This window comes from Thalassospira indica (assembly GCF_003403095.1).
Classification (GTDB): Bacteria; Pseudomonadota; Alphaproteobacteria; order Rhodospirillales; family Thalassospiraceae; genus Thalassospira; species Thalassospira indica.
Genome location: NZ_CP031555.1, coordinates 2,343,861 through 2,357,811, shown reverse-complemented (window position 1 = coordinate 2,357,811; position 13,951 = coordinate 2,343,861). Strand labels below are relative to the sequence as shown.

Genomic DNA, 13,951 nt, shown 5'->3' with positions numbered 1-13,951 from the left:
GAAAACCTCTTTTCTGGAAGAAAACCGATTGAAATCAAAACGCAGATATTCAGTCCTTTCTGTACTGCTTGCCGGTTTTATCGCCACCAGTGTCTTTGGCGTCGGACTATCCCTTTATGTCGGTCTTGGAACGGCCTATGAAAACACCCGCAATCTGTGGGTGATGCTGGCTGATATTGACCTGACATCGGTGCAGCGCACCATGCATGAACGCATGGACGAGGTCGAACAACGTTCTGACTGGGTCGCAGAACAGGTTGCCATTGGCGCGCTTGATCCAAGTTTTCAGTATGGCTGGACCAGCACGATGCGCGCCCTTGCAGCCGCAGACATGGGCGTAATGGCCTATGGGCTTGTGACCGGGGAACGTGAATTTATCGGCTTTAATCCCGAAGACATGAGCGACATTCGAAGAACCCTGCCCGAAGACGACATGCTGTTTTCCGAGCTTGCGCATATCCGCGGGCCTATCAGCAACCGCACGGGCTATCCGCGTTGGGACCCCTATTTTGACCGCACTGTTCTAACAAGCTGGGTACCGCTGTTTTATGACGGGCAGTATCTGGGAACGTTCATTCAGTATCTTTCGCTGTCCAATTTGTCAGAAAGCCTGATCCGCGGGCGCGAAGATTTGCCAGGCACGCCCTTTGTCCTGATTGGCGGCAATCGGGTCATGGCCCATCCGGGATTGCGCAACTGGGGGGAAAAAACAACAACCGAGCTGGTCAATGGCGATAACATCGCACGCAGCCCGATTCCCCTGCCCACCATTCATGACATTGGCGACCCTGTTCTTGCCAACATCGGAAAATCCGAAAGCATCCGGCTTGATCCCGATGACGAACGCCACAATAGCGGCATTCGCCTTTCAGGGCTTGAGCACAATGATCGCTATCACCTGATCGTCACGCGCCAGGTTCAAACCGCGCCAATTTCACCGGTCGTGATTGGCATGTATTTTGACCAGGAATTGCTTGACGATGAGTGGGACAGACTGGTTCTGGCCTCTGTTCTTGGCGGTGCTGTCTTTATCCTGTCTGTGATCGTTGCCATCGTCCTGTCGCGACACTTCACCAAGCCGATCCGCAGGTTTGCCAGTGCTGCCCGCGCCTTTGAAGACGAAGACATCGCATCCATCGATGTGCCACAACTTAAAGGCAGCCGCATTCGCGAATATGACGACGCCGCGCGATCATTCAATCACATGATGATGGCGGTACATGACCGCGAACGTATCACCAGCCTGTTTGGTAAGTTCGTGCCGCAATCCATTGCCAAAAAGCTTCTGGCATCGGGCAATGATTCCGGCGTCCTGCCGCCGCAAACATCCGAAGCCACCGTGCTTTTTGTCGATATCGTCGGTTTCACTTCGATGTGCGAAAGCCTGGATCCGAAACAGATCATTGCGATGCTTAATGACTATTTCGACTGCGCGACGCAGATCATCGAACGCCATGGCGGCATCATCACCCAGTTCCAGGGCGATGCGATCCTTGCGGTCTATAACGTGTTTGATGATCTAAAAAACCACGCCGATGCCGCTGTCGATAGCGCCATTGCCCTGCAAGCCGAAGTCGAAAAGCGCAAGTTCGAAGGGCTTGAGTTAAAAGTTCGCTGTGGTGTGAATACCGGCCCGATGGTTGCCGGTAATGTCGGCGCAAAAGCCCGTCTGTCATTCACTGTCCACGGGGATGCCGTCAATACAGCATCACGCCTTGAACAGGAAAACAAGGTTCTGGGAACACAAATCCTGATCTCGGAGACAACCCGCAACCTGCTGGCTGATCCTGATCGTGTTGCCAAGGCAGGTGATGTGCTTTTGCGCGGACGTCATACCACGACAGAGCTGTTTACAACCCGGCCCGACAAATAAAGAAAGGGGGTATTCGCTGCCCCCTTCATCATTCAAGGAATACAAATAACAAAACGCCGCATTGGATAAACCGATGCGGCGTTTTGTAAAACCGTAGAACAAGGTACCGGGAATTAACCCTGGCGCGCCTTGAAACGCGGGTTCTTTTTATTGATCACGTATACGCGGCCACGGCGGCGCACGATACGGCAGCCTTTTTCCCGCAGCTTCGCGGATTTCAATGAGTTCCGGATCTTCATAATCTTAAACCTTAGAAACTTGGCCCCTTCGAGGAAGCCGGAAAATAGAAGTACGACATGCCCCTGTCAACACCTAAAACAGGTTGCGGCGACAGAAAGTGGAACAAATCCCCTCTGCGTCGCCAGCAGCAGTCTCGGCTCAGGATCTTAAACCTGAGCACTCAGTTGATCGTTGCGTAGAACCGATAAAAGGCCAGGCTGCCATTTTCAAGCATTTTTACGCGATTCATCCACATTTCCATCTCTGGCTCGAGATAATCCATAATATCGGGGTCCAGACCGGCTTTCTGGATGTCTGAAAGCATCGTCATCCACGCCAGTTTGATATGCTTCAGGTGCGTTTCCGACTCATCCTTGGCAATACGGATATCGAATTTCAGCTGACCAAGACGGGATTTGTACTCCTGTGCTGTCCACGGAAACAGCTCTTCACCTTCAAGCCTGGCCCAATTTGCCAACTCATCCTCATCAAGATCACGCGTCAGAACATAATCCGTAACCAAAAGCTGCCCGTGATCGCGCAGCGTTTCGGCCAAAGCTTTGAGAAAGGTTTCCTTTTCCGGGATCTTATAAAGCTCGCCATAGGAATAAACGACGTTGAAATAGCCCTTGCGAAGCTCTGGCTGACGCGGGTCAAGCGTTTGAACCGGGACTCTCTTTTGAACACCGGCCTGAACAGATCGCTCCATGCCCAAAAGTGCAAGCTCGCCGTCCGGCTCCAGCGCCGTCACCCAAACGCCAAGACGATCTGCCAGCAAGCGGGCCACACCACCAAGCTTTGCACCAATTTCAAGACAACTGAGTGTTTCATCAAGTGCCAGCGGCTTGGCAAGCTCAAGCGCGTATTCATGACCGCCCGGCATCATGATCCCGTGATCAAACAGTTTGTCATAAAGCCGGATACGATCCGGCGGCCAGCGACCGATTTCGTCATCAAGCGCAAGTTCACTCAGCTCCGGCTCGACCGGACGGGCAAGCCAGACACGCATCTTGCGCAACCAGTCGGTATAGGCATCGATTTCAAGCTGCAGAAGGTAGTATTCAACAGGATCGTCGTACCCTTCCCACTTCGCGCGCATTCGCGTCCCGAAATCAAGGTGATGTCCCGGCGGCATTTCGAATTCGGGCGCCTCGCCTTGGGCGACGCCAACGGAACCTCCGCCCTTTTCGAGCGCATCACCATCCGCATCAGACTTGCGTTGCCAAAATTTCAGTTTCAAGGCGTTTACCTGTTTGTTCGCATCGCGTGCACTTGCGATTCCTGAAAATATGGCAATTAGCCAAAAGTGACAACGTGTTAAGATTTCCAGCATATGATTGCACCGCGAAATACAATCGATAAAATTGTCGTTTGCTGGATTACTGCGCTGACAAGCATGCCTGACAGGAATTTTCATTCATCATGAACACCGATAACCTCGGCATTTATTATCGCATGCTGAACATTGCGCCGGGGGCGAGCGCAAAGGAAATCAAACTGGCCTATCGTAAGCTGGCCTTTGAATTTCATCCGGACCGCAACACAGACCCGGACTCCGAGGACAGATTCAAGGACATTACCGAAGCCTATGAAATCCTGATTGGCGAACGCAAACCGCCCAAACAATCAGGCAATGCGCCCTCGGGAGCCCAAAGGTCCGGCACTGCCAGCAACGGGACATCGACCGCTTATGGCCCGAACGCAGCCGGTGCGCAAAACGCGAACCGCCAGAAACAGGGCTTTGCCGGCACCGGGCGCAAACAGGAAAAAGCCAAGGAAACTGCCGAGGAAAAGTTTGCCCGCGCCAATCAGGCCTATCGCGAACAGCAGGCCAAAGCCAATGCGCGCAAAAGCAACATTCATCCCGGTGCGCGTCGCCACAAAGGCAAAAAGACCGAAGCCAACGCACAAGGCTTCATTCAGTGCGCGGTCACTGGCGTTGTATCGGCACAACCGCGTCAGGTGGAATTCAAGGTCGTGCGTGGTTTTCTGAATTCCTGCAATATTGAAACCATCACCGCCAACCTCGCCCCCAAGGGCGCAAAGCGCATGGCGCTTAAGGCCAGTTTCAAGACCTGGCTTCGGGGCTTCTGGGGCTGGAAGAGCTTTTTACCCGCCTGGAAGGCAATTGTTGGCAACATGCGCGGCGGCACTTTCCCGCCGGAAGGCAACGCCAAAATGCTGTTTACCCAGGCCAATGCCTTTGAACGGTCTGGTAACAAGCCGCTTGCGCGCGCAGTTCTGATGCAGGCGCTTGATTTTATCGGGTCGAACCGCTCTGCCCTTGCTGAACAGGTGCGCGCAACCCAGCGCCGTCTGGATGACGGACAACCGGCACGACGCGTTCGTGACGAGTGGAAGCGTGCGGGCATGTTCGATGCCCTGCTCCATCTTAGTCCGCTGTTTCTGCTAATCTTTGCCGCCCTGATTGCCTTTGGCCCCGGCCAGGGATTTGTCACCCGTGACATCCCAGAACTGGTTGCCCGCCAAGGCACAGAAATCACCCGTCAGATCAAGGACCTGATTGGCGAAGAACGCGAACCCTATTATGTCGATCGCGAACTTCTGAACCTCCGCGATGGTCCAAGTGTCAATGACACCATCATTCGCCGCCTGACCCGCTTTGAAACTGTCTATGTCGCAGGCGACAGTCAGGGCTTCTGGATCGAAATCGAAACCAGCATCGGTGAAAATGGCTTTGTGAACCTTGACGCACTGGTCCCGGGAAATGGTTCTGATGCCCGCGATGCCTGGTGTGCTGAAAACAAATGCGACTGACCGGTTTCCCGATCAGTCGCATCAACTTCATCAAATCCGATTAAGACCTTATCCCTTGGCAGGGATCGCCTTTAGCGCGGCCAGAAGATAATCCCAGAAACGCGCAACGCTTGGCACATGGACGCATTCATCCGGGCTGTGCGCACGTTTGATGGTCGGACCGAAAGATACCATGTCCCAGTGCGGGTATTTCGATCCCAACACACCGCATTCAAGACCGGCGTGAATGACGCGAATTTCCGGCTCCTTGCCAAACATGTCCTTGTGAACCGCCTTCATCAGGCTGACCACTTCGCTGTTAGCATCGGGCTTCCAGCCCGGATAGGCATCGCCCCAGGCAACAGATGCGCCGATATTCTCAAATACCGCTGTTGCGACCTCACGCAGGGAATCGCGCGCAGAATTGATAGAACTACGTGCTGACAACGTCACCTTGGCCTTACCTTCGCCAAGCTTGACGATGGCAAGGTTGATCGAGGTTTCGACAACACCTTCGACTGAGGTGCTCATGGCCTGAACACCGTTCGGCGCACCAACACAGGCATTGTTGAACGCCGTGGAGTCTTTTGCGCTCATTGCCTTTGCAGGGACATCTGCATTGGTTGCGGCAATGGCAAATTTCGGTTCAATCGCGCCGATTTCATCTTTGATGTCGCTGGCAAAAGCATTCAATGCCGCATCGAAATCAGAAACCTTACCTTCCGGCAAAACGATGGTCGCAAACGACTCCCGCGGGATGGCGTTGCGGGCGGTCCCGGCATTGATTTTTACAATACGCGCATCAAAATCACGGATCGCGGTGCGCAGGAAACGCGCCATCAGTTTGTTGGCATTGCCAAGACCAAGGATGATGTCGATGCCAGAATGGCCGCCTTTCAAACCAGTCAGCGCGATATCACGGGCCACCTGCCCTGCGCCAACGGCTTCTTCGCTGTAGTCATAGCTTGCGACCAGATCACCGCCGCCAGCACAACCAACGCAAAGCTCATACTCGTCTTCGGTATCAAGGTTGAGAAGGATCTCACCCTTAAGGCGGCCCGGTTCCAGGTTCATCGCACCGGTCAGGCCGCGTTCTTCGTCAACCGTGAAAAGAAGTTCAAGCGGGCCATGTTCAAGACCGTCTTCGGTCATGAAGCCCATCATTGCCGCCGCACCGATGCCGTTATCGGCACCAAGTGTGGTGTTATCGGCAGTAATCCATTCCCCATCCATGACCATGCGGATCGGGTCGGTGTCAAAATTGTGGGTCGATCCGGAATTGGCCTGGGTCACCATGTCTACATGGGACTGCAAGATCACCATTTTGCGATCTTCAAAGCCGGCAGTCGCCGGAACGGACACGACAAGGTTGCCACCGCTGTCGCGGAAATGCGCAAGCCCCTTGTCATCGGCCATCTTTTCCAGAATCTTTAAAACAGCTTCTTCTTTATTGGACGGACGCGGTGTATCGCAAAGCTTCTGGAAATTGTCCCAGATTGCGACAGGCGCAATTTTACGGATCTCGTTCACGGTGGCGCTCCTGGCAAATTTTCGTCTACGGGTTCTCACTTACCCAGACCTGTTGATTACCTTATTGCCGCGCGAATTTAAAGCGTGCCAAGGACGTTTTCGACCAAGCCACATACAAATTCGAAAAAACCGCATTCCGCGCGCAGTTTGCGCACGCAAAGCGGAAAAATGCGCAATATGATTTTAAGTTAGTCGACACCAACGACCTGACTGCGGCGCTGCAACAGCATGACATCACGCCATTGTCCGGCCAACGGCCCATAGCCCATGCGTCCAAGCCCGCGCTTACGTCCGACGATCTCGAAGCCCAATGCCTTATGCAGGACGAGGCTTGCTTCATTTTCCGGAAAAATACCGGCTTCAAGCGACCAGATACCATTTTCCTCGCTGGCAGCAATCAAGGCTGAAAGCAGCGCTTTGCCAATACCCTTCCCGTGGTGACGGGGGTCAACATAGACGGATATCTCGGCAATCCCGCGATAGACACAGCGATTTGAAACGCCAGATAACCCGGCCCAGCCAATGACGATGTCATTGTCATCGCAGGCAACCAGCCGGCATTCCGGCAAATGCCCCTGATCCCAGTCTTCCCAGGTTCCCGGATTTTCCTGAAACGTGGCATGGCCCGATTTGATGGCCTGCCCATAAATTTCAACAACACGATCAGCATCAGAAACGGTCATGGAACGAACACGCATTACGGCCTCGCACAGAAACTGCCACGCAACTACCAAACAGGTGCGGCATCGAATGTCAGGAAAACATTATGGAAGGCGATGATAATCGATGATCTGTTGATCAGCTATCTTGTTCTTGCCCGGCGAAGCGAAAGACAAGTTGATCACGTCCGGCATCCTTGGCGGCGTACATTGCTTCGTCTGCGACCTTCATCGCTTCTGATAGTTCGATGAATTTTTGCCGGCCCTCGCCGCCGACGGTTGCGCCAAAGCTGGCCGTGACATTGACATATTCCGTGCCAGACTTGTCAATTGGCACCCTGATTTCGCGGATCATGTTCGACAAACGCTCGCCAATGCGTTTGGTGACTGCAGCCGTCGCAGATGGCAACAATACTGCAAATTCCTCACCACCCAGACGAACGACAAGATCGTCATCGCGCAACGCCTGACGCAGGGTATCGGCAACCCTTTCAAGAACCCGGTCGCCCACCGCATGCCCATGGGTATCATTCACATCCTTGAAGTAATCAAGATCAAGAACGATCAACCCGAACAGCCAGCTTTTATCCTTGAGATGGCGAATTTCGCGCAATCTGCTAACCGCGCTTTCAAAACCGCGACGGTTAAGCGCACGGGTCAACGCATCGGTTGATGCCAAGGTGTCTAGCATCTGCTCCTTGTGCTTGTGATCGGTAATATCAGTCGCCGACACCATGACGCCGCCATCATCCATCATGTTCATGCGGATGTCGGCCAGACGGCCGGATGGCGTTTGCATTTCGTCGATATTGGCATGACCATGCCCGTTTCGCATCATCTCGGCACAACATTCATGCAGTGCTGAAATATCAAATACCGGTTCGGATCCATCCGTTGTTTCTCCGCCGAAAAGACGGGAAAACTCGTGATTGAAATGAATAACCTCAAGCTTGGCATCAAGCATCGCGACAGCCGACGGCACCATCCGGATGACTTCGGTAACCGCCTGTTCCAGGCTTGCTTTGGCCCGGACAAGTTGCTGATGCATTTCGACTTCGTCGCGAACATCATGGGCAGTCGTCAGGATCGCCGGTTTACCGTCATACCAAAGAATGCGTTCATCGGTCAGGTCACGCCAGACCGAACTGCCATCATCGAGAATATCGCGCACACGGTGACGGTCGCCGCGTCGTTCGCCGCTGAGAATTGCCGCGACATGGCGAATTGCGCGCGGACGATTTTCGTCGGGGATAAAGCGAAGGATATTTGGATTTTCCATAAAGGCGCTGACGTCCTTTGCCCCCATCAGGCGGGCAAAGCTTTCATTAACGTACAATGCAGTCATGTTGCGATGGACCATCACACCAATAAAGGATCGCCCCAGCATATGGTCGACCTGCATCGCAGTCGTACCATTATCAATCATCTGTGCCGTGGTCAGGACCGCATTACCGCCTTCCCATTCGACGGTCTCGTCACTGATTTCCATCCAGACCGGCGTTCCATCCGTCCGGATGTTGTAGACTTTCTTCCAGCCGTGGAAACCGCTGCTTTTCTGGAAACTGTTGGAAAGCTTGTCCGCCTCGTGATGGAAACTTGGCGGAATATACTGGCGCATGTCCGGGTCGCTCATAAAGTCCGAGACATCGCGACGGCCCAGCATTTTCGCATAGGCATCGTTGACATACACAGCTTCGAGATCCTTGTGTACAACAACGCCTACGCGTGACCGCCCATACAGACGTGCGATTTCTGTTGGTTCGAACCGCATCAACGTCCTGTATCCCCCGACACATCTAAACCCTGAATGAAAGCACAGTTATCTAAGACTTGTTTCTCTGCGCACCATATTCGAAAGATTACATCAGTTTTGATGCAATTGAAACCGACGGATGCCACCCTCGCACCAGCAAATATGGTCACGATGAGAAACATCATGGTATCAAATAACAGCAGATCAGACCGAATATATAAGAACTACAAAATATTAAGCGCAACGATAAATCAACTGAATAGATGACAATGGCACATTTTCTGGGAGAAACGCCGTGACAGAAATGAAATTTAAAATAATTGCCAAAAATCGAAGCTGGGACGGTTACTGCAAGATTGATGTCTATCAGTTGCAACATGACCGATTTGATGGTTGTCAAAGCCCTGTCTTGCAACGCGAAGTCCTGGAACGCGGCCACGCTGTTGCCGTCCTGCCCTATGACCCGGTCCGCGATGAAGTTGTAATGATTGAACAATTCCGCCCCGGTGCCATTCCTGTCAACGACAACGACCCAAAAATGCCGGTTTGGCTGACCGAAATCGTTGCAGGCATCATAGAAGACGGCGAGACGGCAGAAGCTGTTGCACGCCGTGAAACGTTTGAAGAAGCTGGATGCGAACTTATCGGATCGCCAGAACTGATTTCGCATTATTACGTCACACCGGGATGCTCGACTGAAACGGTCCATCTCTTTTATGGTCAGGTCGATACCACCAATGTTGGTGGGCTGCATGGCGTCGCCGAGGAAGGTGAAGATATCCGGGTCTTCACAGTATCGGCCGAAGAATGCTTTGCCATGTTGCAGAATGGACAACTCTGCAATGCAATGACGACCATCGCCGTTCAGTGGCTGATGCTAAACCGCGACCGACTTCGGCAGAATTCAGAGGCTTGAGGATACCACAGCGATTAATCAGAAAAACAGTAATCACACAAACTTTACGTTATATTTTTTAATCTGCCTTGACTTTTGTGTGCAAAAAGACCAATCAACTATCAAACACATTTGAAATCACCATGTTTGGAGTCTGTCATGGACATTCGCAATGGCACCATTGAAGCCATTGGCCGCACCCCGCTTGTGAAGCTTAAAAAGGTTTCCGAGCTGACGGGCTGCACCATTCTTGGCAAGGCGGAATACGCAAACCCGGGCGGATCGGTCAAAGACCGCGCAGCCCTTGCCATCATTCGCGACGCAGAGGCGCGCGGTCTTTTGAAGCCGGGCGGCGTCATCGTCGAAGGTACGGCTGGCAACACCGGCATCGGTCTTGCAGTTGTCGGCAATGCGCTGGGCTACCGCACCGTGATCGTCATCCCGGAAACCCAAAGCCAGGAAAAGAAAGACCTGCTGCGGCTTCTCGGTGCTGATCTGCGCGAAGTTCCGGCTGTCCCCTATCGCGATCAGAACAACTATGTGCATGTTTCGCGCCGTTTGGCCGAAGAACTCGCACAGTCCGAACCCAATGGCGCGATCTGGGCCAATCAGTTTGACAACGTCGCCAACCGTCAGGGCCACATCGACACCACCGCCCCCGAAATCTGGGAACAGACCGATGGCAAGGTGGATGGCTTTATCTGTGCGGTTGGTACCGGTGGCACGCTGGCCGGTGTTTCGATGGCGCTTAAGGATCGTAACAAAAACATCCAGATTGGCCTTGCCGATCCGATGGGTGCCGCCCTTTACAGCCACTACAAGTTCGGTGAACTGAAATCCGAAGGCAGCTCGATCTCTGAGGGTATCGGTCAGGGTCGTATCACCGCCAACCTTGAAGGTGTTGAGATTGACCACCCGTTCCAGATCTCGGACGAGGAAATGTTGCCGATCGTGTTTGACCTGCTCAAGGAAGAAGGTCTGTGCATGGGGGGCTCCACCGGGATCAACATTGCCGGTGCCGTGCGCCTTGCACGTGAACTCGGCCCGGGCAAAACCATCGTCACCATTCTGTGTGACCTTGGAACCCGCTATCAGAGCAAGCTCTGGAACCCTGCGTTCCTCAAGGAAAAAGGCCTGCCGAGCCCGGATTGGCTCTAAGCAGAGACCATCCTGAAAGATAAAACCCCCGTCCGGTTTCCGGCGGGGGTTTTGTTTTACTCAGGTCGCGCGGGCAACCTCGTTTCGGGATTGGCGGGTGTCCTGCGCTGCACGCGCCCAAAGGTAAAGCCCGCAGAACAACGCGCACAGCAACAACGATCCGGCAAAGCCCGCCACCGCGTTCCATCCGCCCTGATCCCAGAACCAGCCGCCAACCGACCCCATGATGCTGGATCCCAGATAATAGGCCAGAAGATACAACGATGCTGCGTGCCCCTTGGCCGTTTCGGCAAGCCGCCCGACCCAGCCACTGGCAATCGAATGGGCAACGAAAAAGCCACTGGTCAGGACGACGATTCCCCCAATGATCACCGACAGGCTGTCAGATACGGTCAGTCCGACACCAAGGGCGACCAACAATAGCCCTACCACCAGCACCGGGCCACGTCCGATTTTGTCAGACAACGCACCGGCAATCGATGAGGTCACCGACCCGCACAGATAGACCACAAAGATCACCCCAATCTGGCTTTGCGAAAGGCCATAGGGCGCACCCGAAAGCCTGAAACCGACATAGTTAAACACTGTCACGAAACAGCCCATGGCAAAGGCCCCGATCAGGAACACAAACGGCAAGCCCGCATGTTTCAGATGCCCGCCCCAGGCCCGCAGGTGATAGCCCACCTGAAAGCCGGGACGCCGGACAAAGTTCCGCGATGCCGGCAACAGGATCACAAATCCAAGTGCTGCGACAAGGCCCAATGCCCCCATCGCACCAAGGGCAACATGCCAGCCAAACAGATCGGTCAGAATACCGATCACGACACGGCCGCTCAGGCCGCCGACCGCCGTCCCACTGATATAGATGCCCATCGCCGTGCCAAGGCCCTTGGGATCTATTTCCTCGGCCAAATAAGCCATGGCAACGGCCGGAACCCCGCCCAGCATCAGACCTTCCAACGCGCGCACCACAAGAAAGGCATGCCAATCGGAAAGAGACGGCGCGATCAGGTTCAAAACCGAAGCCACACAGATAGAGATCAGCATCAATTGCTTGCGCCCGACGGCCTCGGACACAGCACCGGCCAGCAAAATGGCAAAGGCCAGAAACCCGGTGGTCAGTGAAAGTGCAAGCGAGCTTTCAGCCGGTCCAACCACAAAGTGGTTTGCAAGTTCCGGCAACAGTGGCTGAACACAGTAAATCAGCGAAAAGGTCGTATATCCGGCCAAAAACAGTGCAATGCTGATACGGCGAAATGCGGCCGATCCCGGTTTAATCCACACCGGATCAGCAGACGCATTTGCGTTGGTGGACGCGAGCGGGCTTTGCGAACGTATGGGGGGCGTTGCATCAGATGACGCCGTATCAGCAGCACTATCAGAATGTTGTTCTGGGTCAGTGTCCCGGGAAACAGACATTTGCGACCTCTTTTGGAATGGTTCGTGGGGTGACGCTTATGATTGCACTATCGCACCTATCCGTCCAATATATGGAACTGTCTTCTTTGATATCTTTTGGATATATCATCAATGGAACTGCGCCATATCCGCTACTTCCTTGCCGTCGCCCGTGAGGGCAACTTTACCCGTGCTGCGGCCCGCATCGGCATCGGACAACCACCGCTTAGTCAGCAAATCCGCGATCTGGAAAATGAAATCGGCACCGCCCTGTTTCATCGCGTTCCCCACGGGGCTGAGCTGACAGAGGCCGGAACGGCGTTTCTTGAGGTGGTTGCGCAGTTCCCCGATCTGGCAGAGCGCGCCATTCGTGCGGCCCAGCGCGCCGGGCGCGGCGAAGTAGGATCGATCCGGGTGGGATTCACGGCGTCCGCCGCCTTCAGTCCGTCTGTTCCGCGCGTGTTCCGTGATTTTCGGCGCAGTTATCCCGGCGTTGAAATGACGCTCGAAGAAGCCAACTCCGCACAGCTTGTCGCTGGCCTGCGCGATGAACGCCTTGATGCGGTATTCCTGCGCCAGGATACGATTTCAGGCGATGGCATTCGCCTGCATGTGATTTCAAGCGAACCGATGGTGCTTGTCCTTCCATCCGGTCACCCGGCTGCCCAACGTGAAAAGGTCGCCTTGTCTGAACTCCGTGACGAGGCCCTAATCCTGACCCCCCGTGCGGTCGGCCCCACCCATTATGACAAGGTCGTCACTGCCTGTCGAGACGCCGGGTTTGAACCGCAAATGGGTCAGATCGCGCCGCAGCTTGGGTCCGTGATCAATTTCGTTGCGGCCGAGCTTGGCTTTTCACTGGTCCCCAAACCAATGACGCAGCTTCAGGCAAAGGGTGTCGCCTATCGCGAGATCGAGGGCGAAGTGCCGATTGCACAACTTTCACTGGCTTATCGCAGCAACGATATCTCGATTGCTCTTCGCAATTTCGTCAGCCGTACGCTCGCCGCCCATCGGCAGCCAAGCATTGATGAATAGACGAATAGCTATGTTTTAATTCAGATACTGGCGATCTTCTTCCGAACAAAACCAACAAGTATGTCAGAAGAAGCACAAAGGGATTGGGCCGCGGTGTCAATCACCAGATCCACATCCGGCCAGGGGTGATATTCACGATCACAGACCTTTTGCCAGTCGGGCAGTTTCAGGTTTTCTATGTCACCCTTTCGGGTTTCAACCCGGTAACGATGCTCATCAACATCAGAACAAATCAGTTCAATCTGCACAAAAGGCTTGTCTGCGATTATCGCGGCTTCTCGCCACGCGGCGCGGGATAATTCGATCGGATTTACCGCATCGCCGATCACAAGGTGGCCAAGACGCAGATTATCTGTCGCGATCCGGTTTGCAGCGACATACCCAACCGGGCCCATTTCATCGGATGGCACGACACCGCAATCAATAACAGCCTGCTCGATTGTATCAATTCGCAGATGGATCGCGCCAAGTTCCTGAGCCGCCAATCTGGCAATTGACGTTTTGCCGACACCGGGCAATCCACCAAGAATAATCAACATTTTCAACGTCCCTTGATTGTGCCTGTATATGAACATTCCAGTTAGGGACTGGCAAGATGGTTCATTCACGCTAGATTAATGCCAACTGTGAAATCAGGCGCGCCGCTGAAATCTATTTCTGCGATGTCCGCG

General features: G+C 54.0%; 12 protein-coding genes. 5 read left to right on the top strand and 7 right to left on the bottom strand.

Annotated elements, in window-relative coordinates; genetic code table 11:
- Window positions 1–28: 28 nt before the first annotated feature.
- The gene (locus DY252_RS11160) at window positions 29–1,873 is read left to right on the top strand and encodes an adenylate/guanylate cyclase domain-containing protein (RefSeq protein WP_231959754.1); all 1,845 of its coding nucleotides are present in this window, start codon (window positions 29–31) and stop codon (window positions 1,871–1,873) included.
- Between the two features lie 113 nt (window positions 1,874–1,986).
- Here DY252_RS11160 and ykgO read toward each other — a convergent pair whose 3' ends face one another.
- Both ykgO and DY252_RS11150 read right to left on the bottom strand, forming a co-directional pair.
- Window positions 1,987–2,112, bottom strand: a complete 126-nt coding sequence (ykgO, locus tag DY252_RS11155) for a type B 50S ribosomal protein L36 (RefSeq protein WP_007090004.1) — start codon at window positions 2,110–2,112, stop codon at window positions 1,987–1,989.
- A 161-nt stretch (window positions 2,113–2,273) separates the two neighbouring features.
- The gene (locus tag DY252_RS11150; RefSeq protein WP_231959753.1) at window positions 2,274–3,332 is read right to left on the bottom strand and encodes an SAM-dependent methyltransferase; all 1,059 of its coding nucleotides are present in this window, start codon (window positions 3,330–3,332) and stop codon (window positions 2,274–2,276) included.
- 182 nt (window positions 3,333–3,514) lie between these two features.
- On the opposite strand from DY252_RS11150, the gene DY252_RS11145 reads away from it, so the two are divergent.
- Window positions 3,515–4,870, top strand: coding sequence for a DnaJ domain-containing protein (locus DY252_RS11145; protein ID WP_064789571.1), 1,356 nt, complete (start codon window positions 3,515–3,517; stop codon window positions 4,868–4,870).
- A 48-nt stretch (window positions 4,871–4,918) separates the two neighbouring features.
- Here the strand turns inward: DY252_RS11145 and DY252_RS11140 are convergent, their stop codons facing one another.
- From DY252_RS11140 to DY252_RS11130, 3 genes are all read right to left on the bottom strand, one after another.
- Window positions 4,919–6,379: an aminoacyl-histidine dipeptidase gene (locus DY252_RS11140; protein ID WP_064789569.1), complete on the bottom strand. Its 1,461-nt coding sequence runs from the start codon at window positions 6,377–6,379 to the stop codon at window positions 4,919–4,921.
- Window positions 6,380–6,567: 188 nt separating this feature from the next.
- Window positions 6,568–7,077: a GNAT family N-acetyltransferase gene (locus DY252_RS11135; protein WP_064789567.1), complete on the bottom strand. Its 510-nt coding sequence runs from the start codon at window positions 7,075–7,077 to the stop codon at window positions 6,568–6,570.
- A 100-nt stretch (window positions 7,078–7,177) separates the two neighbouring features.
- The gene (locus DY252_RS11130) at window positions 7,178–8,809 is read right to left on the bottom strand and encodes a sensor domain-containing diguanylate cyclase (RefSeq protein WP_064789565.1); all 1,632 of its coding nucleotides are present in this window, start codon (window positions 8,807–8,809) and stop codon (window positions 7,178–7,180) included.
- A 286-nt stretch (window positions 8,810–9,095) separates the two neighbouring features.
- Here DY252_RS11130 and DY252_RS11125 point away from each other — a divergent pair, with 286 nt between their 5' ends.
- Together DY252_RS11125 and DY252_RS11120 are read left to right on the top strand one after the other, a co-directional pair.
- Window positions 9,096–9,707 (top strand): NUDIX domain-containing protein, encoded by a 612-nt coding sequence (locus DY252_RS11125; protein WP_064789564.1) that lies wholly within the window; start codon window positions 9,096–9,098, stop codon window positions 9,705–9,707.
- Window positions 9,708–9,845: 138 nt separating this feature from the next.
- Window positions 9,846–10,844: a cysteine synthase A gene (locus DY252_RS11120; protein ID WP_063089955.1), complete on the top strand. Its 999-nt coding sequence runs from the start codon at window positions 9,846–9,848 to the stop codon at window positions 10,842–10,844.
- A gap of 60 nt (window positions 10,845–10,904) precedes the next feature.
- On the opposite strand, the gene DY252_RS11115 is transcribed toward DY252_RS11120, so the two are convergent.
- Entirely contained in the window at window positions 10,905–12,263 is a 1,359-nt protein-coding gene (locus tag DY252_RS11115; RefSeq protein WP_174713878.1) for an MFS transporter, read from the bottom strand.
- Window positions 12,264–12,374: 111 nt separating this feature from the next.
- On the opposite strand from DY252_RS11115, the gene DY252_RS11110 reads away from it, so the two are divergent.
- Complete coding sequence (locus tag DY252_RS11110) at window positions 12,375–13,280, top strand: LysR family transcriptional regulator (protein WP_064789562.1); 906 nt, start codon at window positions 12,375–12,377, stop codon at window positions 13,278–13,280.
- A gap of 20 nt (window positions 13,281–13,300) precedes the next feature.
- Here the strand turns inward: DY252_RS11110 and DY252_RS11105 are convergent, their stop codons facing one another.
- Window positions 13,301–13,819: a P-loop nucleotide/nucleoside kinase family protein gene (locus tag DY252_RS11105; protein ID WP_064789560.1), complete on the bottom strand. Its 519-nt coding sequence runs from the start codon at window positions 13,817–13,819 to the stop codon at window positions 13,301–13,303.
- Window positions 13,820–13,951 lie beyond the last annotated feature (132 nt).

What these genes read in the sequence shown, in the direction of transcription:
- DY252_RS11130 (WP_064789565.1), bottom strand. Translation starts at nt 8,809, where the DNA reads ATGCGGTTCGAACCAACAGAAATCGCACGTCTGTATGGGCGGTCACGC.
- DY252_RS11125 (WP_064789564.1), top strand. Translation starts at nt 9,096, where the DNA reads ATGAAATTTAAAATAATTGCCAAAAATCGAAGCTGGGACGGTTACTGC.
- ykgO (WP_007090004.1), bottom strand. Translation starts at nt 2,112, where the DNA reads ATGAAGATCCGGAACTCATTGAAATCCGCGAAGCTGCGGGAAAAAGGC.
- DY252_RS11105 (WP_064789560.1), bottom strand. Translation starts at nt 13,819, where the DNA reads ATGTTGATTATTCTTGGTGGATTGCCCGGTGTCGGCAAAACGTCAATT.
- DY252_RS11120 (WP_063089955.1), top strand. Translation starts at nt 9,846, where the DNA reads ATGGACATTCGCAATGGCACCATTGAAGCCATTGGCCGCACCCCGCTT.
- DY252_RS11110 (WP_064789562.1), top strand. Translation starts at nt 12,375, where the DNA reads ATGGAACTGCGCCATATCCGCTACTTCCTTGCCGTCGCCCGTGAGGGC.
- DY252_RS11115 (WP_174713878.1), bottom strand. Translation starts at nt 12,263, where the DNA reads ATGTCTGTTTCCCGGGACACTGACCCAGAACAACATTCTGATAGTGCT.
- DY252_RS11135 (WP_064789567.1), bottom strand. Translation starts at nt 7,077, where the DNA reads ATGCGTGTTCGTTCCATGACCGTTTCTGATGCTGATCGTGTTGTTGAA.
- DY252_RS11145 (WP_064789571.1), top strand. Translation starts at nt 3,515, where the DNA reads ATGAACACCGATAACCTCGGCATTTATTATCGCATGCTGAACATTGCG.